Annotated in this window: 23 protein-coding genes; 20 read left to right on the top strand and 3 right to left on the bottom strand. The window is 68.9% G+C overall.

Annotated elements, in window-relative coordinates; translation table 11 throughout:
- The first annotated feature begins 4 nt into the window (after positions 1-4).
- The 11 genes from AB0M29_RS11010 (at position 5) to AB0M29_RS10960 (ending at position 10,001) form a co-directional block, all read left to right on the top strand.
- A complete protein-coding gene (locus AB0M29_RS11010) occupies positions 5-406 on the top strand; it encodes a hypothetical protein (RefSeq protein WP_365381886.1) in 402 nt (133 codons plus the stop codon).
- Positions 407-448: 42 nt separating this feature from the next.
- The gene (locus AB0M29_RS11005) at positions 449-1,285 is read left to right on the top strand and encodes a helix-turn-helix domain-containing protein (RefSeq protein ID WP_365381885.1); all 837 of its coding nucleotides are present in this window, start codon (positions 449-451) and stop codon (positions 1,283-1,285) included.
- The gene (locus tag AB0M29_RS11000; protein ID WP_365381884.1) at positions 1,282-1,761 is read left to right on the top strand and encodes a regulator; all 480 of its coding nucleotides are present in this window, start codon (positions 1,282-1,284) and stop codon (positions 1,759-1,761) included. Before AB0M29_RS11005 ends, AB0M29_RS11000 begins: the two co-directional genes overlap by 4 nt.
- Positions 1,758-2,993, top strand: coding sequence for an MFS transporter (locus tag AB0M29_RS10995; RefSeq protein ID WP_365381883.1), 1,236 nt, complete (start codon positions 1,758-1,760; stop codon positions 2,991-2,993). Before AB0M29_RS11000 ends, AB0M29_RS10995 begins: the two co-directional genes overlap by 4 nt.
- A gap of 35 nt (positions 2,994-3,028) precedes the next feature.
- The gene (locus AB0M29_RS10990; RefSeq protein ID WP_365381882.1) at positions 3,029-3,331 is read left to right on the top strand and encodes a hypothetical protein; all 303 of its coding nucleotides are present in this window, start codon (positions 3,029-3,031) and stop codon (positions 3,329-3,331) included.
- Positions 3,332-3,382: 51 nt separating this feature from the next.
- Complete coding sequence (locus AB0M29_RS10985; protein WP_365381881.1) at positions 3,383-4,612, top strand: ATP-grasp domain-containing protein; 1,230 nt, start codon at positions 3,383-3,385, stop codon at positions 4,610-4,612.
- Complete coding sequence (locus AB0M29_RS10980; protein ID WP_365381880.1) at positions 4,609-5,481, top strand: DUF317 domain-containing protein; 873 nt, start codon at positions 4,609-4,611, stop codon at positions 5,479-5,481. Before AB0M29_RS10985 ends, AB0M29_RS10980 begins: the two co-directional genes overlap by 4 nt.
- A 29-nt stretch (positions 5,482-5,510) precedes the next feature.
- On the top strand, positions 5,511-6,053 hold the full coding sequence (locus AB0M29_RS10975) for a hypothetical protein (protein WP_365381879.1): 543 nt from the start codon (positions 5,511-5,513) through the stop codon (positions 6,051-6,053).
- 142 nt (positions 6,054-6,195) lie between these two features.
- Positions 6,196-7,218, top strand: a complete 1,023-nt coding sequence (locus tag AB0M29_RS10970) for a SpaA isopeptide-forming pilin-related protein (RefSeq protein WP_365381878.1) — start codon at positions 6,196-6,198, stop codon at positions 7,216-7,218.
- Positions 7,219-7,239: 21 nt separating this feature from the next.
- Positions 7,240-7,452, top strand: coding sequence for a hypothetical protein (locus tag AB0M29_RS10965; RefSeq protein ID WP_365381877.1), 213 nt, complete (start codon positions 7,240-7,242; stop codon positions 7,450-7,452).
- Between the two features lie 158 nt (positions 7,453-7,610).
- Complete coding sequence (locus AB0M29_RS10960) at positions 7,611-10,001, top strand: hypothetical protein (RefSeq protein WP_365381876.1); 2,391 nt, start codon at positions 7,611-7,613, stop codon at positions 9,999-10,001.
- A 50-nt stretch (positions 10,002-10,051) separates the two neighbouring features.
- Here AB0M29_RS10960 and AB0M29_RS10955 read toward each other — a convergent pair whose 3' ends face one another.
- The 3 genes from AB0M29_RS10955 to AB0M29_RS10945 all read right to left on the bottom strand — a co-directional run bounded on the left by AB0M29_RS10955 (position 10,052) and on the right by AB0M29_RS10945 (position 15,681).
- Positions 10,052-10,264, bottom strand: coding sequence for a hypothetical protein (locus AB0M29_RS10955; protein WP_365381875.1), 213 nt, complete (start codon positions 10,262-10,264; stop codon positions 10,052-10,054).
- 307 nt (positions 10,265-10,571) lie between these two features.
- Complete coding sequence (locus AB0M29_RS10950) at positions 10,572-12,098, bottom strand: gamma-glutamyltransferase (protein ID WP_365381874.1); 1,527 nt, start codon at positions 12,096-12,098, stop codon at positions 10,572-10,574.
- Positions 12,099-12,648: 550 nt separating this feature from the next.
- Positions 12,649-15,681 (bottom strand): Tn3 family transposase, encoded by a 3,033-nt coding sequence (locus tag AB0M29_RS10945; RefSeq protein ID WP_365381873.1) that lies wholly within the window; start codon positions 15,679-15,681, stop codon positions 12,649-12,651.
- A 213-nt stretch (positions 15,682-15,894) separates the two neighbouring features.
- On the opposite strand from AB0M29_RS10945, the gene AB0M29_RS10940 reads away from it, so the two are divergent.
- From AB0M29_RS10940 to AB0M29_RS10900, 9 genes are all read left to right on the top strand, one after another.
- Complete coding sequence (locus AB0M29_RS10940) at positions 15,895-17,304, top strand: IS1380 family transposase (protein WP_365381871.1); 1,410 nt, start codon at positions 15,895-15,897, stop codon at positions 17,302-17,304.
- Positions 17,305-17,551: 247 nt separating this feature from the next.
- Complete coding sequence (locus tag AB0M29_RS10935) at positions 17,552-18,469, top strand: hypothetical protein (protein WP_365381869.1); 918 nt, start codon at positions 17,552-17,554, stop codon at positions 18,467-18,469.
- 6 nt (positions 18,470-18,475) lie between these two features.
- Positions 18,476-19,207, top strand: a complete 732-nt coding sequence (locus tag AB0M29_RS10930; RefSeq protein WP_365381868.1) for a hypothetical protein — start codon at positions 18,476-18,478, stop codon at positions 19,205-19,207.
- The gene (locus AB0M29_RS10925; protein WP_365381866.1) at positions 19,204-19,677 is read left to right on the top strand and encodes a hypothetical protein; all 474 of its coding nucleotides are present in this window, start codon (positions 19,204-19,206) and stop codon (positions 19,675-19,677) included. Before AB0M29_RS10930 ends, AB0M29_RS10925 begins: the two co-directional genes overlap by 4 nt.
- A gap of 47 nt (positions 19,678-19,724) precedes the next feature.
- Positions 19,725-20,108 carry a hypothetical protein gene (locus AB0M29_RS10920; protein ID WP_365381864.1) on the top strand — a complete coding sequence of 128 codons (384 nt, stop codon included), beginning with the start codon at positions 19,725-19,727 and terminating at the stop codon, positions 20,106-20,108.
- Between the two features lie 79 nt (positions 20,109-20,187).
- The gene (locus AB0M29_RS10915; protein ID WP_365381863.1) at positions 20,188-20,757 is read left to right on the top strand and encodes a hypothetical protein; all 570 of its coding nucleotides are present in this window, start codon (positions 20,188-20,190) and stop codon (positions 20,755-20,757) included.
- 392 nt (positions 20,758-21,149) lie between these two features.
- On the top strand, positions 21,150-21,503 hold the full coding sequence (locus AB0M29_RS10910) for a DUF317 domain-containing protein (RefSeq protein WP_365381861.1): 354 nt from the start codon (positions 21,150-21,152) through the stop codon (positions 21,501-21,503).
- A 103-nt stretch (positions 21,504-21,606) separates the two neighbouring features.
- Positions 21,607-21,897, top strand: a complete 291-nt coding sequence (locus tag AB0M29_RS10905) for a hypothetical protein (protein WP_365381859.1) — start codon at positions 21,607-21,609, stop codon at positions 21,895-21,897.
- 26 nt (positions 21,898-21,923) lie between these two features.
- Complete coding sequence (locus AB0M29_RS10900) at positions 21,924-22,733, top strand: DUF317 domain-containing protein (RefSeq protein ID WP_365381956.1); 810 nt, start codon at positions 21,924-21,926, stop codon at positions 22,731-22,733.
- The last annotated feature ends 16 nt before the right edge of the window (positions 22,734-22,749 follow it).

The raw sequence follows: 22,749 nt of genomic DNA, 5'->3' as shown, positions 1-22,749 counted from the left end.
CCGATTGCCCCACCCCACGTCCACCGACATAGCCGCACGGATCGAGAACCTCTACGGCGCACCGCTGGCCGACCTCGAAGCCCACGCCCAGGACCAGCCGCCCGGCATGCTCTCCGCCTTGCTCGGCATGCACGACGCCCTTGCCCTCGCCGAGCGCAGCATCGGCTTCCACCGCGACCATCTCGCCCGGCTCCTCCATCCCGAGCGGCAGATCGGCCCGCACGAGGTCTCCCACCTCCTCGACGGCGCCCGCCGGCTCGCCGAAGCCGTCGCTGTCCGCGAGGTTCAGGCCATGTCGGTCGCCGCCGTCCTGCAGAGCCTGGCCCGTGTCCCGGCCCCGCCGGCTTCCTCACCGCCTGCTCCGGCTCCGCCTGTTGCGGCCCCGAGTCCGGCACGCAGCCGCTGACCCGCAGGCGATCCCCCTTTCATCCACCCAGGAGTTCCACCCTTGGCCATCACCGCTCTGGCGCCTGACACCGACGCCGACATCGCCCGGGTCACCGAGGCCCTCGCCATGATCACCCCGCGCTGGAACGTGAGGATCCTCCTGGCCCTGGCCGGCCCGCCGCAGCGCTACAGCGAGCTGGCGGCCAAGGTGTCCTGGCTGCAGAACGGCCAGCTCCACCCCAAAGTCAAGGCACTGTGCGACGCCGGCCTCGTCGCACGCACCGAACACAGCGCACGGCACGTGACCTACGGCCACACCGAACGCGGCGTCGCCCTGCTGCCGGTCCTGCCGGTGATCGTCACCTGGGCCGAGGAACACCTGGAGAAGGCGGACCGCCCGCTGCCCGCGATCGAGCAGATCGAGGACAGCCTCACCCTGCTCACCCGGCGGCACGCCGCCGCCATCTTGTGGGTGCTTAAGTCCCGCCAAGTCGTCAGCGGCCGGGCGCTGGCCCGGATCGTGATGCCCAGCAGCGACTGGACCAACATCTATCCGCCGCTGCGGCAGCTCGTCGCCGACGGCCTGGCCGACACCGACGGCATAGGCCAGCCCTACCGGCTGTCCGCGGCCGGCGTGGGTCTGGGCCCCGTGTTCGGCGCCCTGTCCGCGTGGTCGGCCGGGCAGCCCCTCGACCAGGCCCCCCAGCACCCGGTCTGGGGGCACCCGCAGGCCAAGCCCGCGAGGCCGTGGATCAGCAGCCAGTCCCGCCCGGCTCCCACGGCACTACCCGTCCCTCGGATACCTCAGCCTTCCCCTGTCTGGCACAACGGGGATCTCTTCTCGCACGCCACCGCCCGCCCGAAGGCGGCCGTCCCGGCGGGAGGCCCGCGCCGATGAGCACTCCTCTCACCTGTTCCCAAGCGCGGCGCGCTGTCGAGCTGCTGGCCTCGCGGCCCTTGGTCCGGCTCGTCACCGAGATCGACGACAACGGCCCCGTACCGCCGCGACGGCTGGCCGTCACCCTGCCTGACCTCTCCACGCACCAACTGCGCAGCGCATCCGCCACCGCCCGCGCCCACGGTCTCGTGCGGATCGCGCCCGGCACCGGTCTGGAACTGACCGAGGCGGGCATGGACCTGGCCGACCTGTACGACGAAATGGCCCGCTGGGCCCGGCGTCACGCCGTCCCGGCCCCCGTCTGCGAGTTCAGCAGCCGTATCCGGTGCGTCCTCGACCTGCTGGCACCGTCGCTCACCACCGAACGCGCCGACGGTGCGCAGGCCGGCATTGCCCGTCTCCGCACGCTGCTCATGCAGTGGCTGGCCGACCACCTCCAGGTTGCCGGGGTGCCCGAACCCGAGCCGGTCGCGTGAGCCAAGCGGTCACACCCCGCCACGCACGCCACACCGGCGGGCTGATGCGCAGCATCTACCTCCCGCGCACAGCGGACGCGCTGGCGTCCGCGATGTCCACCTACGGCATCCCGCTGCTCGTCCTGGCCACGACGCGCTCCGCCGCGCTGACAGGCGCAGCCTTCGCCCTGGAGTGGATCCCACGGCTGGCGGCGTTCGCGTGGGCCGGAGCCATCGTCGACCGACGGGGTGCCGCGATGGTCTTCCACCTGGCCTCCCTCGGCCGGGCGCTGGCCCTCGCAGCCGGCGCGGTCCTGCTCCACCTCCACCCGTCTGGCACCGTGGCGAGCGCTACCGTGATGGTGATAGCTGCGACGACCGGCGCCAGCACCGAATTCAGCTATATCGCTGCCGAGACCGCGGGCGCCGCCGCCAGCCGTCGAGCAGGACGACGGGCCCACCGTGTCCAGGCCGCCCTGCTCGGCATCGACCAGACCGCGACCCTGGCCGGCCCGGCACTCGCCGGAGTGCTCCTGCTGGCCGGACCGCCGCCCATGCTCGCGGTGATCACCGTGCTCTCGCTGCTCGCCGCGCTGCTCGCCCTGCGCACGCCGCCCTCGCCCGTGGCACCGGCCCGTGCGCCGAAGGCTAAGTCCGGCGCCGGACTGCTCACCGGGTGGCGCACCATCCGCTCGCTGCCCGCGCTCGGCTGGCTCGTGACCGGGCTGACCCTGTCCAACCTGGCAACCGGCCTGCTCCAAGCAGCCGGCCCCGTGATCGTCGTCCAGCACTTCGGGCAGTCCACCACCGCAGTCGGCCTCGTCTGGTCCGCTGCCGCCGCAGCAACGCTCCTCAGCGTCACGCTCTGCCGGTTCGCACTCGACCGCCTCGGCCTGTGGCTGGTCGGCGCCACCTGCGCGGCCCTCGCCTCGCTCGCCTGTCTCGCCGCCGCCCAGGCCCCTGACTACCTGTCCTACCTGGTCCTGGTCGCGGTCCTCACGGCGGGCGAAGGCGGCATGACGGTCGTCCTGCGTACCCTGCGCTCCCGCCTGATCGCACCGGAGAAATTCGGCAGCACCCTGTCGGCGACCATCCTCATCCTGCTGCTGCCCTTCCCCGTCGCCGGCGTGCTCACCGCACTCACGCCCCCCGACGGGCTCGGCCGCGTCATCACCGCCTGCGCCGCCCTGCAGGCCCTCGGCCTGTTCTGCGCCTTCGCCCGCCTGCGCGCCGACCCCGCCCTACGCACCTGACCCTGCCGCGCTTTTCCCCAACCTGTGGAGAACTCATGTCCGCCGCCGCCCTCGGATCGCACCGCGCGACCGGCCGCAGCATCACCGAGCAGTTCCACGCCTTCGACGCCAACAACCCCCACGTCTACCGGGCCCTGGAACGTATGGCCGCCCGCCGCCTGGCCGCTGGCGCCACCAGGGTCAGCCTGAAGGACTTGTTCGAGGACCTGCGCCGCCAGCTCCCGCACGGAGTCGCCGGGCTGAACAACAACTACACCGCCCTCTACGCACGCCGCCTGATCGACGAACACCCGCACTGGGCTGCGGCGTTCGAACTGAGACGGCGCCGTGCCGCCTGAGACACCCCTGTCTTCCTTCGTCCCGCCTTCACCGATTCGGAGAACCTCTTCTTGCCTGCTCGTCCCCTCGTGCTCGTCGTTTCTCCCGGCGACGAGACCTATCGCGGCTACTGCCTGGAGCAGGTGGCCGCCACGTACGACGTCGTCCTGCTCACCGGCACCGAGCCGTCGTGGGAGGAGCCGTTCATCGTCGACCACACCGTGGTCGATCTGAGCGACCCCGCAGCCCTGCTCGCCGCATGCCGGGCGCTGGCCGAGCGCCACGACCTTGCCGGCGTGGTCACTTGGGACGAGTGGCATCTCGTCCCCACCGCCCGACTCGCCCGCGCGCTCGGCCTGTCCTCGCCGACCGTCGAGGTGATGCGCGCCTGCCGCAACAAGGCCACCGCCCGCACCCTGTTCGCCCGCCACGGCGTGCCGTCGGCCGCCTCGATGAGAGCGCGGACCGTACTGGAGGCGGGACTTGCGACGATGACCCTCGGCCTGCCGGCCGTCATCAAGCCCGCCGCGTTCGCCGGCAGCATCGGCGTCATCCGCGTCGACCGGCCCGAGGAACTCCCCGCCGCGTTCGCGTTCGCCTCGGCCGGCGCGAGCCGCAGCCGCGAGGACACCGGCGTCCTGGTCGAGGAGTACCTCGACGGCCCGGAAGTCTCCGTCGAATGCGTCACCCACCGCGGCGTGACCACGGCGATCGCCGTGACCCGAAAGCACCTGGGTCCCGCGCCCTACTTCGACGAGACCGGGCACACCGTCGATGCCGCCGACCCGCTCCTGGCCCAGGTCGCCCCGGCCGCCGCCGCTGCGGTCAAGGCCCTGGGGATCACCGACGGCGTGCAGCACGTCGAGCTGCGCCTGGTGGACGGCCATCCCCGGCTGATCGAGGTCAACGCGCGCATCGGCGGCGACATGATCGGCCACCTCGTCCAACTCGCCACCGGCATCGACCTGCCCACGGCCGCCGCCGACCTCGCCTGCGGCCGGGCACCGGACCTCACCCCGACCCGCAGCGCAGCCGCCGGCATCCGCATGCTCTACCCGGACACCTCCGGCACCCTCACCGCCCGGCACATCAACCAGCCCTTCGCCGCCCGCACCCCCTGGCTACGGAAGGTGCAATGGATCCGCGAGATCGGCGACCAGCTCGCCCTGCCGCCCGAGGGCGACCTGTTCACCGCCAGGGCCGGGTTCTACCTCGTCACCGGCCGCACCACCGCCGAGGTCACAGAACGCCTCGACACCGCCGCCGATGAGATCACCATCACCACCAGGGGGGACCAGTGACACCGCAGCCCGATCCGCACCACGAGATCGACGGCGACGTCTACGTCCGGCCGCGCCACCTCGCCTCCACCACCGGAATCGGCGACCCCGCCCTCGCCCCGCTCCTCGACATCGGCTGGGACCTGCGGCACGACCGGGACTACAACGTGTACGTGAGCGCACCCGACCGGCGCGTACGCCTGGGCTACCTGCCCGAAGGCGAGGACGACGGACTGTGGCGCATCAACGCCTTCAAGGACTCCTTCGGACGGCCCACATGGGGCGTGTGCTTCAACGACCGCGTCCCCACCGAGTTCGTGACCGCGTTCACCACCGTCCTCGCAACCGCGTACGAGCAGGGACCGGACGCCTACCTCGCCCGGCCGGTCTCCGGCAACGACGAGCACGACCCCTTCCTCGCCGTCGTGCCCCTCCTGAAGCAGGGCTGGCAGATCGACCATCCGCGCTGGGGCGTCTTCGCAATCCAGGCCCCGGACGGGCACGCCGGCCTGGAATTCACCTCCGGCGACCTCGATCCGGAAGCCGAACTGACCACGCGCGATGCCCGCTGGCAGCTGTGGGCGGGCAAGTCCATCGACCGGCCAGTCTGGTACGCCACCGCCAGTACCCACACTCCCGTCGCCCTGCTCACCGCCGTCACCGAGTGCATCGCCGATCCGGCGCCCCTGCCCCGGTGGCGCGAGGCGACCGCCAGCTACATCAAGGAGATGGCCCAGCTCACCCCGATCCTCCCGCCCGGCCCGCCGTCCCCCACTCCGCTCGACGTACAGCGAGCCGTCGCATCCCGCCGTCCGGCCGCGCTGACCGCGGCCAGCGCCCCGCGCTGGAGCACCACCAGCCGACCGGCCCTGCCCGGCCCGCGCCGGTAGCACGCGCCTGACCCGCCAGGAGATCCTCCGTGTCCCTGCAAGCCCCCGAGTTCTTCGCCGAACTCCGCCTCCCCTTTCACGACAGCACCATCGTGGGCAACACCTACCTCGCCAAACCGAACCCAGACGTGCACCTTCGGCTCCGCATCGACTTCACCCGCACCATCCACGCGGACACCTACGGCGGTCTACGCCTCGCAGTCGTCCACCCCGAGCGCGGCGAGATCGATGCCGTCGCCCTCAGCTTCCTGGACCACGGCACCTTCCACCGCCGCGACGTGGCCAGCAACAGGCCCCTGACCAACTCCACTCACGGCACCTTCAACAAGTACCACCGCACCGGTCAACCACCTTGGGAAGGAGCCGAGTTCACCGGGCTTCACGACGCCATCGAGCAATACGTCGCCGTCTGGTTCCCAGGGGCATGGGCGGCGCCTGCGCCGGACCGCGCCGCCAGCCGAAGCACACACGACTCCCGCCCCGCCGACCGCGCGCAGCGGCACTCGCACCCGTTGAGCCGCGACCTCCCCTCCCGGCAGCCTGTCCTTCCTGCGGAGCAGCTCCGCAGGTGATCACTGCCCCGTTGACAAGCTCGACCCGGCCCCGAGCGTGCAGGCCCTGCCCCGTCACCTCGACGACCCCGCAACCTCCGGCCCCGGTCTGGCCACACCCGATGACCTTCCTCGTCCCCTTCTCCAAGGAGTCCGCTACCTCGTGCACGCACGATTCGTTCGATCCGCTGCTGCCGTCGCTGTCGCGGCGGCCGGCACCCTGATCTGGGCGCCGGTCGCCAGCGCCGAGCCGTCCGAGCCGCCCCCCTCGGCCACCGCCGCTCCCGCCGAAACACCGGCCCCGGACGTCGGCAGCGTCGAGATCACCGCGAAGGACGCGGCCGGAGGCTTCCTGTCCTCCGCCACGTTCCTGCTGCTCGACTCCACCGGCCAGGAAGCCGGACACGGGCAGAGCGACATTCATGGGAAGGTGACCTTCCCCGACCTCGCAGCGGGCATCTACCGGCTCAAGCAGACAGCTACCGGCAGCCCGCTGTATGAGGTCGTAGCCGACCAAGACGTCATCGTCACCCCGGGCGCGACCACCCAGCTGACACTCACGGTCCCGTTCGAGGCCGCCAAGGTCCTTGTGCAAGCCAAGGACGACAAGACCGGCAAGCTCCTGCCCGGCGCGACCGTGAACATCGGCACCGGCACCGGTGCGCTGCTCACCCTGACCACGGGCGCCAACGGAACGGCCTACGGCGAACTGCCCGTGTCGAGCCGCAGCACGACGTTCTGGGTCAAGGAGATCAAGGCCCCCGCCGGTTACGACCTCTACAAGCCGACGAAGACGTTCACCGCCGGCCCCGGCGCCCCGGTGACCGTGACCGTCACCAACACCCGGACGGCCACCGGCCCGAAGCCCGATCCCTCAGACAAGCCGACGCACAATCCCACCCACTCCCCGTCCAGCCCCGGCAAGCCCAGCAGCGGTACCGCAGGGGGCACGCCCTCCGCCTCGGGCAGTCAATCGCCGGATGCCGACTCCTCATCCGTGACCGCGACCCCGGTCGGGAACTCCACGCCGAAGACGCCGACGGGCTCCCTCGCCCACACCGGAGCCGACGCCACACCCTGGCTGATCGGCGGCGCGGGCGTGCTGATCGCAGCAGGCGGAGGCGCATTCCTCCTGGCACGCCGCAGCCGCACGGACACTCGCGCCGACGACTCCACCGAGAGCTGACCTGCCCTCCACACCGCTCCATTGCTCCGAACCCCCGGATTCCACAGCCTGGAATCCGGGGGCTCTGTCGTCCATCTCGGCTGCGGTCTTCTCCCGGCGCTGGACCTCGGTCATCTGGTCCTGCTCAGCGTCCTGTTGCGCCTTGACGAACGCGACCAGGTCTTCGGCACTCCCGAAACCGAGCTGCTCCACGAGCTTGCGCACGGCGGCCCGGCCCCCCCGCACAGGCTGTGACTGGTCACGGTAGTTGTCACCTGGTGACAGATGGCGTGAACGGCCTGAGGTGTAGCCGCAGCTCGGGGAGCGTTCTCGGTGACAACGACCGCGCCCGATCAGACCGCTCTGGGTTACCTTGTGCCGTGCTCAGCGGTGGCGGTGGGAGGCTTGGCGTCGTGAAATCGAGTAGATATCTCGGGCAGGCCGCCATGGAGGCTGCGGTGCTTCCCTCGCGGGCGGCCTACCTCATCGCGGTCGGCAGCGAGGGCGGGTTCCGGGTCGCGGTGACGGTGGCCAGCAGTCGATGGGGAGGCATGACCGAGCCCATCGTCGAGGTCTCGGCATCGGGTCTGTCCGAGCACCACGAGCAGGCCGTCCGCATCGCCGGCGTCGAGGCGCTCGTCAACGTGGATGCTGATCCTCAGGCTGCTGAGGAGATCGGGGAGAGTCTGGGGCTGACCGTCGTCGCACTCGCGGACATTCGGAAGGACGCGGTGGCGTTCACCTGCTCCCCGGACGAGGTCAGGGAGTTCACCGATCGGTCGTATCCTCCGATCGCGGCGAGCCCCGACGGACCGCTGTGGCAGTTGGCCGTGGCTGGCGGTGTGGACCCGGGCCGGGACGAGCACGCCAGGGTGAGCGAGCGGGAGGATGAGTTCGGCCGCTACCAACTGCAGAACGACACCAGGATCCAGGGCACGGTCGAGCAGTTCGGTGAGTACCGGAGCACCACCCCGGGACACACCCCGCTGGTCTTGTGGGTAGCCGAGGAAGACGGGTTGGCGGACAGCCTCGGCTTCTGGAATACCCGAGCCCTGCGGCCGGTGGACACGATCGACATGCCGATGCTGCTGCTGCCCGGCGCCGATGCCGTCAAGCACTGGATGCAGTTCCCCCAGCAGGTGGCCCACCTCCTGGGTGCGCGACCGGGCCAGTTCGAGCCCGACGTGGTCCTGGTCAGCCGCTCGGCGTCGCCCGAGCAGGTGCTGGAGCTCGCCTCGGTTCTCGGCCTGGACGCCACCAACGAGGAGCCACGGGCGGGAGTGCGCATCCCCGCACCGCCGGCTCGAACCGCCCCGTTCACCTTCCGGACGGACCTGGACCCGTGGCACTGGGTGACCCTAGAACGTCACTACGGGGTCCCGACGTCCTTCGACGTGCAAGTCTTCGCCGACGGGCCGAGCACACTGCGCTTCACCCCGCCCGTCCGGTTCAATGGTCAGGCCGGGGCCCTCGTGAGGTTCTGGGGCGAGCCCCTGCTCGGCCTGCCAGCCCGCCGCTCGCTCGCCCGGCTCGTCCACCCCGACGCTCAGTGGCGGAACGGCAAGCTGCAGCTCGCGTTCCTCCCCATCAGCCATCAGCTCGCCGTCCAGATGACGTTCGTCCTGCTGCCGCAGGCCACGGAGCAGTTGCTGGACGACGCCACCGCCATGCACCAGTTGTCCTCGGCTGGCCGCCTGGGCGCGGCCCTATCCGAGCGCGCCGATAGCTCCGCGCTCCTCGAACCTGGCGTCTACGAGGCGGCCATCGCCCTGACCACGCCGCGGTCCAAGGAGCTGATGAAACGGCTACAGGAGCTGCGGGCAGACGGAAGCCCGGACGCCGACCTCGCCGAACTGGCCGCCACGTGGGGCGGCCGGTCCGAGCGCCGGTACCTGCCAGCCGACAAACTGAACAACGTCGGGGTGGAGGACCGGGCGGCTGCCCTGGAACGACTGTGCGCCCTGGGCTGGGCCGAGCGCGGCCTGGAGAGCACCTGCCCCTCGTGCGCCAGCCGCTCCTTCGTGCCCCTCAACCAAACCAGCGGCTCCCCACAGTGCCCCGGCTGCGGGGCCGTGTCCGCGTACCAGTCCGGCAGTGCGCCGACAGCCGTGCAGTACCGGCTCGACAGTTTCACCGACCGAGCCAGCGACAACGGCCTATTGCCACACCTGCTCGTCATCGCCGAGCTGTGCCGACGCAAGCCCCGCTCCCACTTCCTCCCCGGCACCGACGTCACCTTCAACGACGGTGTCCAGGAGGAGGTGGACATCTTCGGGATCTGGGACGGGAAGGTCCTCTCTGGGGAGGTGAAGACCTCAGCCTCGGAATTCAACGAGGCACAGCTCCGACGCGACGTCGCGCTGAGCCAGAGACTCGGAGCCGACATCCACCTGCTCGCCTCGGTGGCCCCGGTCGCAGAGGAAATCCGGGACACCGCACGAAAACTGTGCAAAGCGGCTGGGCTGGAGCTGGAGGTGCTGGACCAAGCCGACCTTCGCCCGCCCTCCCACAAGGCCGCTCCCGCGACCGCCGCCGACGGCCTCGGATGGCTGCGCACCGCGACCACCGACCTGGTCGCACTCGTCGAGAATGGCACACCCATCAACCGTGGCCAGGTGGCGCAGATCCTCAAGACCGCATCCGGCGGCGGCGCCCCGGTCCCTGGGCATATCGCCGCTCTCTTCTGGGCAATGAGCGAGCGCAGGGACGAGGCTGCGAAGCTGCTCCACCGCCTTCTCAGCACCCTCGACACCGCGATCCGGGAGCACAACGCCACCGAAGAGCTCGCGGGGCGTTCTCGTTGAAAACCGCCGCGAAAAGTCACAACGACGTGCTGGCGGTTGTGGTAGCTGGGCTAGGCCGGGGCAGTACGGCCGCTCTGTCCGGCGGCCAGATGATCGCGCCACATGTAGCACCAGCGCCCCAATTCGTCCTTCGCAGGGCGGCCGCTGCTGATCCACTCCGCCCGTACATACATCAGGTGCGATTCATCGACTTCGACCCAGCCGGGCACGGGTGAAGGCAGCGCGGTGAACTCGGCGGACTCCGAGCCTGGCACGCGGCTCACCAGGAAGAAGGCTGACGAAAGCCCCTGCGGCCGCAGCCTAACGGGGAAACGCGACCAGCCGCAGGGCCACCCGTCATGATTGCTTCCTCGCTCATGCCAAAGAACCATACCGGTCCCGCTGTTGGCCAGAGTTCGGCCAAGGGGGCGGCAGGTTCCCCGCTGATTGATGCTTGCCGACCCTCAAAGCCCGCGAAGGCGCGCAGACGGCATAGGAGGATCCGGCCGCCAATCTGCCCGGCCGCGGTCAGCCTCGGTGACACGCGATCAGGGTTCGCTGACACAGGACAGTAACTCTCGTGCGAGGAGGTTAGGCGCGTGCGGCGGGCAGGTCGTAGCGGCTGACAGCCACGTAGGTTTCCGGCGTCGCTGCTTCGAGGAGGCTCTCGTCTGGCCACAGGTCGAGTTCCGGCTCCTGGGGGCGACGAAGAAGGTCGCTCCAGTCGCTCGCTGCACCGCGCTCGTAGGCGTCGCGGAGCAGGGGGCGCAGCAGTGGGCGGGCTTCCTCCTGCTGTTCGTGGAAGATGCGCCGTTCGGTGAGTCGCTGTTCTTCCTGGGCCTCGTCGCTGAGTTCTAGGTCGGCGGGCGGCTGGTCCTCAGCGCGGAGTCCTGGGGTGCGCCGGGCGATGGCGAGGTCTTCCTCGTGGAGGCGCTCGCAGGCGGCGAACAGCTTCCGGGACATGCCGAGGTGGACTTCCGTGCCGGGGATGCGGCAGCTCAGGAAGTCGTCGAGGCCCATGGAGCGGATTCCAGCGCGCAGGGCGTGCTGTTCCGTGCCGGTCGCTGCTCCGCGGGCGTCGGCCCGCATGGCGAGTGTGAGGGTGTCGTCCTCCAGGGGAGTGGTCAGCCCGGAGCGCCGGCGGCGGGAGGCTCGGTCGGCGGCAACGGGTACGGTGCGCAGCTGCGAAGCGGGAGCCGAGCGCAGTGCCAGGTAGGCCAGCATCTGGGCGCGGGCGGCGCCGATGAGCGCGTCGTCGCTGTCGCCGAGGTGGTCCTCCAGGTTGCCCGGGCCCGCCGCCTCGTCGTCGTCGGCCTCGGACCCGGCAGGGGAGAGCGGTGGCTGGCCGGTGTGCAGGTCGTGGTCGATGGTGAGGAACAGGTCGTCGTCGGGCCGTACGGACGCTCCGACCAGGACGGTGCGGTGGGCGTACGAGCCGAGGGCCTTGCTGCCGGCCGCCAGTTGCGCCCACCCCTTGCGGAGCGTGCTGAGCCCCACGTCGCCGCCTTTGGCCTCGATCAGCCAGTACAGCTCTTCTGCCTGGTGGTGGCCCCATAGGTCGGGCAGCCTTTTCTTCGGGTCCTTGAACGTGCCGTACAGGGCAGGGACGGGTCCGCCGAGTTCGAGGTGCTCGGTCTGGCCGAGGCCCAGCAGTGAGCGGCAGGCCCACTCGGTCATCGTCATGCCCAGCCGGTAGCTGGCGGCGACCTTGGCGCTGCGCTCGGTGCCGTGTGCGTAGACCGGGTTCCAGGTCAGGCGTCGGCCCTTGGCCCCCGGCACGGGATGGCGTGGCGTCACGGGGTGCGCGCCGAGATAGGCGTACAGCGGGGACACCCGGGCGACGAGTTCCCCGTGTGCGTAGCGCGGCTGGTTCTGCAGGTGCGGGGTGACGTCGCGGCCGACTTCGGTGGCGGCCTTGATGATCTCCCGCCATGTGGTGGTCGGCGCGTACCAGCCGTCGGCCGCCGGGAACCCGTCCGATCCGGTCCACATCTTGTGCTGGGCCGTCCGCCACTGCCGCCGAGGCTTCTTCGCTGGCCCGTTACGGAACAGGACTGGTATGTCGAAGCTGTCGGCGTAGGTCAGCGGTGGCTCATCGGGAATGTGTGCGGGGATCATGCGGATCACTCTGCCACGGGGTCAGCCCGCCCGGGGCCGGGCGGGCGTTCTGGGGCCGCGGCGGGAGTGATTCGGTTGCTTTCCGGAATTGGTGTTCGGACACATCTGGGACTGTGGGATCTCAACTCCCGTGACCTAGCCCGATGCCGTGAGGTGCCGATCTCCGGGCTGTCCCAGGGCGGTGGCCGCCAACCGTCTGTGCATGATGGCCATCTCCGTGGCGCGCCCGCTCAGTTTCCCTGTGGGTCATTCGTTTCACCCTGGCCTTGCCGTTCGGCGACCAAGATCTCAAAAAAGTGGCTAAGCGGTGTCTTACCTGGTCACAGGTCTGGCCGACTCGGCTGGACTGAGAACGGGGTTTCCTCTTGCCCCGGCCCTGTAGAAGTTGACGCGGCGTCGGGGTGCGAGGGGGGTATCCTCCACGGGCTGGTGAACGTGGACGTGAGCAGGCAAGGACGAAGCCGGTACCTCGGTGAGGTACCGGCTGGGGTGGGAGGCGGAAGGGTTCACCAGTAGTTCTTGGGGACGGCTCCACCTGGGCCTGCTGACTTTAGGTGGGATCCGGTTCCATGTCGGGGATCTCGAACATCGTGTCGGTAGGCTGCTCGAAGTGGAATCGGCCGCGCATGTTGATGTGTCCGTACGTCAAGCGGGGGAGCTGGCGGAGGTCGCTTTGGGAGATGGCTCTGCCCTGGGCGCGCATTTTCTCGACGATCTTCTGGATGTAGACCGTGTTGAAGAGGGCCACGGTGTTGAGGACGAGGCCGAGGACGCCGAGCCGGTTTTCCAGACCAGGGTAGTAGTCGGGGAAGGGGCCGTCGATGCCGTGGCAGATACGCCTGGCGAGGTCGGCGCGTTCCTTGTGCAGCCTGCTTTGTGCTTCGATCCCGCTCCGGTACGCGGGGTTGTCGTAGAGGCGGAGCAGATGACGTGTTTTGGCGATGCGCCCGAAGGATACGATCGCTGATCCGAGGTCGGTGGGCTGGCCGTTGCGGGTCACGATCCGCAGCGCGTCGTGTGCGCTGACGGCGCCGTGGCGAATCGAGCCGATCACCCGCAGGATGTCCTCCCAGTGTGCCGCGATCTGCGAGAGGTCGATCTGCCGGCGTGTTGCGCCCTGGAGAGGTCCGTAGTCCGCTGACCTGTCGATGCGCCAGAGCCTGGTGTCATTGATCTGGTGCAGAGCGGGCTGGTAGGAGTAGCCGGAGAGGGTCAGAAGGCCGAAGACGAGGTCCTCGTGCGTTCCGGCCTCGGCGACGATGGCTTCGGGGTGTCGGCTGTCCCGGATGCTGGTCTGGTCCCGGTACGTCGTAAGGGTGTTGAGTGCCTCCAGCGCGGCGCTGGGCCGACCGCTGACCATGCGCCCGGACAGCTGGATGGCTTGCTCCGTCAGCACGGTCAGCCAGGTGACTTCGGACTTTCCTTCGGGCACGATGCGCAGGCCAGGCTGTGGTGTGGGCAAGACGAAGCTGTGGCCGTCCACAGAGGCGAGGCGCTCCCCGTCCAACTGCAGGGTGGTGAGTACGTCGCTCTCCGCGCTGAGCATGAGGGTGGTGCACGCCTCGATCACATCGGGGCGGAAGTACTTGCGGCTGATGCTGGTGAGGCGGTCGAGTTTGAGGGCGTCCTTTTCTTCGTTCGCGACGGCTTCGAGGCCGATATTGCAGCCGTACGCGACCATCACGGCGGCTACGGACAGCTCGAATTCCGGGTGAGGGGAAGGATTGCCGTTGCGGGTGGTGAACGCGGCGATCCCGCCGGTTCGGCTCAGCACGTCCAGCACCACTTGGGGCAGCTCTACCCTGGGGAGCATCCTCTCCACCTGGCGACTCAGGCTCGTTGGACGCGGTGGTTGCCCCTTCGACAAGGCCAAGCCGCCGTTGCCGAGCGTGATGTGAGCGCCCTCGGGCAAGCGGGAGGCGACCTTGACGAGGTCGGCGTGCAGGCTTCTGCCCGCGCGGTCGAGGTAGGCGCTGGGGTCTTCGGGCAGATCCAAGCTGGTGAGCAGGCTGGGCCGGACCTGTGCCCAGATCTCGTCCGACAGGAGTCGCGCGAGAAGGTCTCCCCAGCGGGAACAGCCTTGAACGAAGATCTCTCGCTTGCACAGAAGCCGGTGGAAGGTCTTCACCACGCACAGGGCGTAGGCCGACAGGTTAACCGCGCCGCCGGACTGTTCCAGGCCACCCTCCACGAGGCGCTTCCAGGAGCCTTCCAACAACGTGGTGTCGATGTCATCGAGCCGTACGTCCTCGCGATCAAGCAGAGGCGGCAAAGCGTGGAGCGCGGTCAGTGCCGCCTGGCCCGCGGGACGTGCGCCGAAGCGGACCCTGTCGACAAGGACCGGTACGAGCGTCCGTACGTCTCGGAACCGCTCCAGTGCCTTGGCACGACGGGCCTCATGGGTATCGGAGTCTTGGGCCGGCATGTACTCCAGGAAGTTCTTGGCCGCCCGCTTGAGAGTGTCCCGGTCAGCGACCGTCTCCAGCACGGCGCGCGTGGAGTCGGTGTCGGTGACTGGGTCGGTGATTTCACCGCTGTCCTGGTCGATACTCTCCGCCACGGAGTGAAGGATGGCGAGCAGCGCCTGTCCGACCAGGGTGCCGTCCGGGCCGAACTTCGGGTAGGCGTTGACGAGGGCCTTGTCGGCCCACCTCTGGGGTTTGGCGATGAAGCTCTCGGTGATCAGCTTGTCGAGCATGTCGATGGCGTCGTCCAGGGCGCTCGTCTCCAGGCGCTTGATGGCCGCAAGTACTGCAGCCCGCTTGCCGGTCTGCTCTTTCAGACGGGGTACCCGCTCGGTCAAGGCGTGATCGGCTAGCTGCGCCAGCTTGCGGTCGGGGATGGACGAGACGTCCACATCAGTGAACCCGAGAGCGCGGATCTCGTCTGCGCGTGACAGCGCCTTCACGAGGTTCGCCCACGAGGGTACGCCGACACCGCGGCGCAGGCCGTCCAGACGACTGGTGCGCTCGTCGGGGGGAACCTCCATCAACCAGTCGATGATGCGGACTTGCTGAGGGTTCATTTTGGAGACGAGTTCCTTCGACACCGCGTCTTCGGCTCTACCCCGGCAGAGCGTCACCAGGTCACGCAGCGTCGACTCTCGGGGGAGGAGCACACGCTGTTCGTGGAGCCAGACCAGGACCTGGAGCATCATCGCCTTCGGCCCGTCCGTGGAGTACTTCAGCCGGTCTTCCAACCAGGCCACGAGCTGGGCTTTGCCCTCAGGGAAGGAAGTCCAGCCGTGTTCCCGTCTGATCTCTCTTACGTGGTTTCGGACGGTGTCGCTGTTCTCCCCGTACAGGCTGATCTTGGTGAGCGGGTCGGAGATGCCGAGTTGCTCGCCCACGCGCAGCACCAGGTCCTCCGGGATCCTCTCCATGTCGGTCTGGAAACGGCCCAGTAAGCGCACGACCGTCAGCTGCACGGCGAGGCCGAGCCGGTTGTGCTCGCCTCGCTTGCTTTGGATCAGCCGCTGGTCTTCCTCGCCGAGCCGGAGATGGGGCCAGTCGCACTCCGGGATTCCGTTGATGAACGACGGGTACCCCGTGCTCCACTTCTGCCGCTCCTCTGCGCCGAGCATTGCCTCTCCTGACGATCGGATTGTCACGCGGGGCAGATTCGGGCCGTCGACGGGGCCGGGTCAAACCGGACTTCGGGAGTGGTCGGCCTTAGCCTGCGCGTTTCACTTGCTGCTGTGTCCGGATCTTGAGCGGGAACACGAAAGTGCCTTCTGAACTGGGATGATGAGGCTTGTCTAGGGCTTCTGTCACCGCAGCAGGAAGGCACTTTCTGCGTGCACACTACCGGGTCGCGTCCCAAGCTCGTCGTGTCGACCGACGGTCGCGGAGTGGTCAGCCACGCCGGATCCCGCCTGCTGGCCGATCTCGCCGACGCCACGGGCCTGACCGGCTCCTTCACCAACGCGTTGCACCGGTTGCGGCCGCGTGGCACCGGCCACGATCCCGGCCGGGTGGCGGTCGACTTGGCGGTGATGCTCGCTGACGGCGGCGAGGCAATAGCCGACCTGGCCCTCCTGCGCGATCAACGCGAGGTATTCGGTCCGGTCGCCTCCACCCCCACCGCTTGGCGCGTCCTGGCCGACATCGACACCGCCACACTCGCGGCACTGCGCACGGCCCGCGCCGCTGCCCGGGAGATCGCCTGGCTGCAGTCCGCCGAGACCCGGCGCGGGATACCGATCTCCCGCGCGGGCGGACGCGACGTGCCTGGCCTGGTTCTGGACCTCGACGCCACCCTCATCACCTGCCACTCCGAAAAGGAACAGGCAGCCGCCACCTACAAACACGGCTTCGGCTTCCATCCGCTGCTGTGCTTCCTGGACAACACCGGCGAGGCTCTGGCCGGCCTGCTGCGGCCGGGCAATGCCGGCGCGAACACCGCGAGCGACCACATCACCGTCCTGGACGCCGCCCTCGCCCAGATCCCCGATGCCCATCGCCACGGCACCGACATCCTCATCCGCACCGACAGCGCTGGAGGAGCCAAAGCATTCCTGACCCACCTGCGGAATCTGCGGGCTCAGGGCATCCGGACCTTCTTCTCCGTCGGCCACCCCGTCACCGAACCGGTCCGGCGCGCGATCCGGGCCCTGCCCGACCGAACCTGGCACCCGGCCCTGGAACAAGACGGATCCCTGCGCGGCTCAGCCGAGGTCGCGGAGCTGACCGGCATGGTCGACCTGGCCGGATATCCCGACGGCACCCGCATCATCGTGCGACGTGAGCGCCCGCATCCCGGCGCCCAGCTCTCCCTGTTCGACCTTGACGAGGGCATGCGCCACCAGGTCTTCCTCACCGACACTCCCATCGCGGGCGGCGGCGGATCCACCCAGCACCTCGAGGTCCGCCACCGCGCGCACGCCCGCGTCGAGGACCGCATCCGCTGCGGCAAAGCCACCGGCTTCGACCGCTTTCCCTCGCGGCTCTTCCAGGTCAACGCGGCCTGGCTGGAGCTGTCACTCACCGCAATCGACCTGCTCGCCTGGACCCGCACCCTGCTGCTGGACGGCGAACTGGCCACCGCCGAGCCGAAGAAGCTCCGCTACCGGCTGCTACACGCAGCCGCCCGCATCACCCATGGAGGCCGCCGCCTCCACCTGCGGATCGCCGCCACCTGGCCCTGGCGACATGAGCTGGCGAACGCCTTCGCCTGCCTCGCGGCGCTGCCCAGGCCAGCCACCTGACCAATGGCGCTGCCCTGTCCACCCACAACCCGAGGAACCCGGAGCACCCGACCCGAGCGTCGGGCCCCCGGCATACCCACCCACCGAAAGCCACGGCCCACCACAGTCAGCCCAACTCGGCCAACCCAACTGAAACGGGGAGGTTAGGGCACATTTTTGAGATCTTGGTCGTCGACCCGCTTTCTGCGCGGCTGTCCGAGTGGCTCGCGACCGTTTCTGACGGCTCGGGCTTCTACCGTCCTCGGCCATGGAGAACGTGTGGATCGAGCCGGGCAGCAGCGCAGATCCCGGCTACACCGACGATCAGCTCAAGCGCGCGAGAGGGTTCGCGGAGCAGGACGTCCAGGCAACGCGGGTGCAGCTTGCGGCGCGCTTCGGACTCGGCGACGTGTGCGCCGAGATCGCCGAGCAGTCCAGCCTGGCGGTGAGCAGTGCCCTGGAACCGCTGGCACGGCAACTCGGCTACGCGGCCGAGACACTTGAGCGATACCAGCGCGTCACGGTGTTGGCAGGCACGGAATTCCGTGAACGTCTCGCCACGTCCTCCGTCCACGTGCCGTGGAAGTGCGTGGTCGCGGCCTGCGTAACCGACCCGGCCGAGCGCTCGCGTCGTGTCAGGCTTCTGCTCGGGCGGCTCGCCGGCGCCGAGCGGGCGGGATGGCCGGCCGTACTCGACGCCGGGGAGTACTGCCGGGCCCTGGGCCTGGCGGACGGAGCGGCCTGCGGTACGGAGACGCCGGGCGAGATCGTCGCTCAGCTCGGCCGCGCAGGGGTGCGGGAGGCCGTGGTCGCGGAACTGACCAAAACCCCGGAAGCCGTCCTGTCCATCCTGCGGGAGCCGACCGTGCGGGAGGTTCTCCAGGACCAGGAGGTTGCCCGGTACGTGCGCGAGCAGATGCGCCCCGTGCCAGACCCGGACGAAGAACTGCTCAACGAACTGATCGGCGACGACGAACGCGACCCGCGTGCCGACTGGACCATCCGCTACTTCGGTCTGGCCCACAAGTGCAGGGAACTCCTCCTGCTGGGCCCTGACGATTTCGCACACGTCGACGACCCCGACGTGTGGCAGTCCGTCGAATCCATCCGTGACTCGGTCGCATCCTGGGCCGGCCGTGTCCTGGAGAAGCGCCCCCGAACGATCCGACTCCTCTCTGGAAAGTAGAAACCCGTGCCTATCCCCAATGCCGCTGGCCGCTACCCCAACGCCGTACGCGACGTCCTCGACCGGCAGGCTCTGCGGTGCATCCGCCAGGGCGGCAGCGAAGCCGAACAGCTCGCCCGGATGCAAAGCGTCGTCCGGTCGAAGATCAACGTGCTCTCCGAGGAATACCGTCCTGTGTTCGACCGCGCGGTGAAATCGATGTGCACCACCTCGTTCAACAAGGTCTGCAAGGAACTTCGTATCGCTGCTCTCGCTGGTCCGGCCGGACCCACACAAGGCGGCACCACCGTCATGGGTCCGAGCTGCGGAACCGGAGCATCGGGCCCTGGCGACGCTACGGTTCCCGGCTCGCACGGCGCCGCGTCCGACGACGAAAGGGTCGTGGCGAAGGTCCTGATCGGTGAGGGCGGCGAGCTGACGGAGAAGTCGGCCCAGCAACTCGTGCTGGAAGACCTCGACCGCATCATGGAAGTCCTGCCTCCTCTTGCCGAGCGCGACTTCATGGAAGCGGACCGGCTTGAAAGCGCGGCCAAGGAATCCGCTCAAGGAGCCAAGGAGCACAGGGCCCGCGGAAACCGTATCCTCGCCCTGTTCAAGCGCTACGACAGGCTCGTTGTCGGCATCGACAGCATCCCCGGCATCTTCAACCTCGCCGACTACCTTGCCGAGGTCGGAGCCCAGGCCCTTGGCCTGGACGACGAAGACGCCGAGCTCCTCCGGTACGCGGGCGCCCTGTGACCGAGTCCACGTGGCACAAAGAAGTCAAGGACTGGGGTGTGGCCACCGAAATCGCACTCGGGAACCGCAGAGCCGACTGCCTGCTGCGCTGCGGCAAGCGGGCAGAGATCCAAGCCCACCGGCTTGCCCCGGTGGAGGTCGCCGGCCGGGAGGCCCACACAGACCTTTGGATCCTCGACTGCCGAGCCGCACACGCGCGCAACCGCCTCCTGGTCTGGGACGACCCGGATTTCGGCACACTGTTCCGCTGGAACCGCGCCTGGCAGGGTTTCGCGGTGGCCAAGCGGCCCGCCTTCCTCAACACGAAACTGGACATCAGCACGGGCCGCGGCACCTTCCTGGAAGTGACGGGTTGGATCTTTGACGGATACCGCGCTCTCGGTTCCGGCAGGCTCCATACCGCTGCTGCCATGCGCTCATGGATGCGCTACGACACCCCGCTCGCCCCGCACCTGGTGGTGACCCCGTGACCTTGGATCCACGCCGCACAGGGACGGGAAAGCGCTACCGCACCGTCGTGATCGAGCTGGACGCTCTCCTCCAGCAGGTGCCAGCCGAATACCACGCGGCCGGTGCGCTCGTGGAACACATGGTGACAGCCAGGGCCTTCCATGCCGACTCCCTGTTCGGCGAATGCCCGGTTCCAGTGGCCGCGCTCCTGTACCGGCCCACCGCTGACACCCACCCGGCACTGATCGTCGTTGATGGCCTGGCCGAGACCTGGGTCATGGAATTCGACGTCTGGCACGACCAGGTCCGCTATCACATCACCGGCTTCTACCCGCCGGAGAACGGGCGCCTCGACCACACTCGATCTTCGTCGACCTCGCCGTGCCCAAGCGTGAAATCGCGAGCGTTCGCGGTTCACCACGCATTCGACACCGCCGGATTGATGAGGTAACGCGCATCGACCGAAACCCAAATGATCAGCATGGTCATCCGTGGTAACTTCCCGGTTCTCATGACGAGTTGGAGGGCGTTTGAACAGCGAGTTCCTGCTCGGCCTGATCGCTGCGGGAGCGGCGTTCGGCGGAGCTCTCCTGGGCGCCGGTGCTGCAGTCATAGCCGGACGCAGTCAGGCCAGTGCAGCCCGCTACCAAGCCGATGCCCCATGGATCAGAGAACTCCTGCCCTCGCTCTGCGCAGAGTTCCTCCTCCAGGCGGAGCAGGTCTACCAGGACTATCAAGCCATGTACGAGGACGCGTTCAACGAACGCTGGGACGAGATGGAGCGCCGGGCCCGGGACCTGGAACCGCAACCGTTGAAGCGGGCCTTCGCCGCACTCGAACTTCGCGCTCCAACGGACCTAGTCGACATGGCCACTGCGCTTCAGCAGTCTCTCCTGTACGACCATGCCCCAGAACCAGTCCGGCTCGGCACGGTACGAAGAGACCGGGGCCAACAGATGGCGGCTCGAACCAGATTGTCCGGTGCCTACCACGGCCAGCACAACCTGTTCTTGAAGGCGGCCAGATCCGCTCTCAACGTCGGTGCCCATGAAGCGCCGGCCCGGGGAGCCTGGCTGCCCTTGTGGCGCCGCCAACTGTAAACGGAGTGCGGCGCTCGGCGACAGAGCGCTCACCAGAGCACGCACTTGCCCCGCAGTCCGGCACCGACCTCGGCGCGAGAAAGGTGAACCTCGATACGTTGTCCAGGGACGAGCTGTCCGCCGACATCAAACTCAGCCCAACCGCCACCCCTGCCATCCAACTCAGTCGCCGCAGGCCACAGGGCTGAACGCAGAAACACATGCCATATCGCCACCTCGAAAGCAAAGTTTGCCGCCGCAGGTCGAGTTCCGGCGGGCTGAGTTCACCGCCAATGGACGCAAGTTCGCCGGGGGCAGACAGGAAAGAACACAGAAAGACTGGCCAACGAGTGCGAGGGCATGTCAACGTAAACGACCTTGCAAGAAATCCCAGGTCAGAGAGGTGATTGCCCGTGACCGTAGCCCCTGCGGGCCCCGGTTTCTCCACCACCGTCGAAGCACTGCGACTGCGCGAGTGGCAGCTCGGCCCCGGCCAGCCCACGCTGGTCATGGACCAGTTCTCCGCGGAGGACTTCCACCTGGTCGTCGATGACCGCGCAGACGTACACGTCAGCAGCAAGGACGGCCGGTTCTACCTCGGCTGGTTCCCGCTCGGGCGTCCGGGCACGGACGGCGAGGGATGGAAGATCTCGGTCACCGGCACCGCCAAGGTGCCCGGCTACCACGTGTCGTTCGACATTGAGACGCCAGCCGACATCGTCGCCGCCGCGGTAGCACGCGTGCTGGAGACCTCTCGCCGTCTCTGACAGCGCGGACACCAAGAGGCTGAGGCCCCAGTCAGCAAGCTGGCCGTCCGAACGGCCGCCCGCTCCCACGTAGCCCTTCACCCGAGCCCCCAGGAGGCTGTTCGTGACATCCCCGGAGATGACCGTCGGCGATCTAATCGACCTGCTGTCCGCCTGCGACCCGAACGCTAGCGTCCGCCAGGCCATGAACCCGTTCTTCCCGATGGCCCATCGCTTGGCGCAGGTCCTGCAGTCGGTCGACGAGACCGGCCGGACCGTCGTCTACCTCGCCGAAGGGTCGGACCCGGACGCACAGCTCGGCCACCTGCCACCGGCGGTCGCCACCGTGCTGACGTGGCAGGGCCCCGTCCAGGCACCCCCGCGCCGCCCCCGCCGCCGCACCGGCGGCAAATAGATACGCACCGAGCCCTTGGAGGCGCCCTGTACCCCGATGACCCGCCCGACTCGTCCACCCCGGGCGGCGGCCTTCCCGCGTTCTGGGTCGGCCCCCGGCACCTGGCTGGTGACGATGGGCGCCTCTACGACGTCGTCGCCGACGTGCTCGCCAGCCTGGGCTGGACGAGCCTGACGATCGTCCGGGGACGGCGCGAGCGGGACGAGACACCTGAGGACCACCAGGTCCTGCGCAGCACCGTCCTGCACATCAGCCCCGACGCTCTGCGCTGGGCCCAATGGGGCTTGGCGGACGAGCCGTTTCACCTGGGCGAGCTGCCGATCGCGTGGCAAATCTCCGCCCGGGCCGAGGCGAGCAGCCCGATTGCCCAGTGGTCGTCCTACTTCACCCGCGATGTCCCAGGCGAGGCGGTGGTCGACTTCCTCGTCGCGCTCGACGCAAGCGACCAGCCTGCCGTGCCGCTTGCCGGAGCCGAGCTGGTCCTCGACGCTGTCGCCGCCCATGGATGGTTCCGCGACATCGACCAGCCCCAGGTAGCAGCGACGGACCCGACATTCACCTCGCACATCAGCCTCGGCGAGGTTCCGCCCCTCATCCAGGACTCCGACTCGCGTGCCCTGTCCTCCGAGGCCGACGAGGCGGGGCTGACTGGATGGCAGGCATGGGCCGAGCCCGCGCTCGGCGCACCGTGCCTGTGGGCGGCCTCATTCGCTGCCAGTGCCCCGCACGATCTCGTCGCCGCCTTCGCGGCCTCCCTCAGCTCGACCGCACCGGTCCTGCGGCGGGTACTGCCCGAGGCCACCCGGGAACGCCTCCTGCGCACCCAGGCTACTTAGTGCTCAAATAGGTCCG

The organism is Streptomyces sp. NPDC051976 (assembly GCF_040680795.1).
In the GTDB taxonomy this organism is placed as follows: domain Bacteria; phylum Actinomycetota; class Actinomycetes; order Streptomycetales; family Streptomycetaceae; genus Actinacidiphila.
Note: the sequence above shows the minus strand (reverse complement) of the source record. Positions and strands in the feature narration are given on the sequence as shown.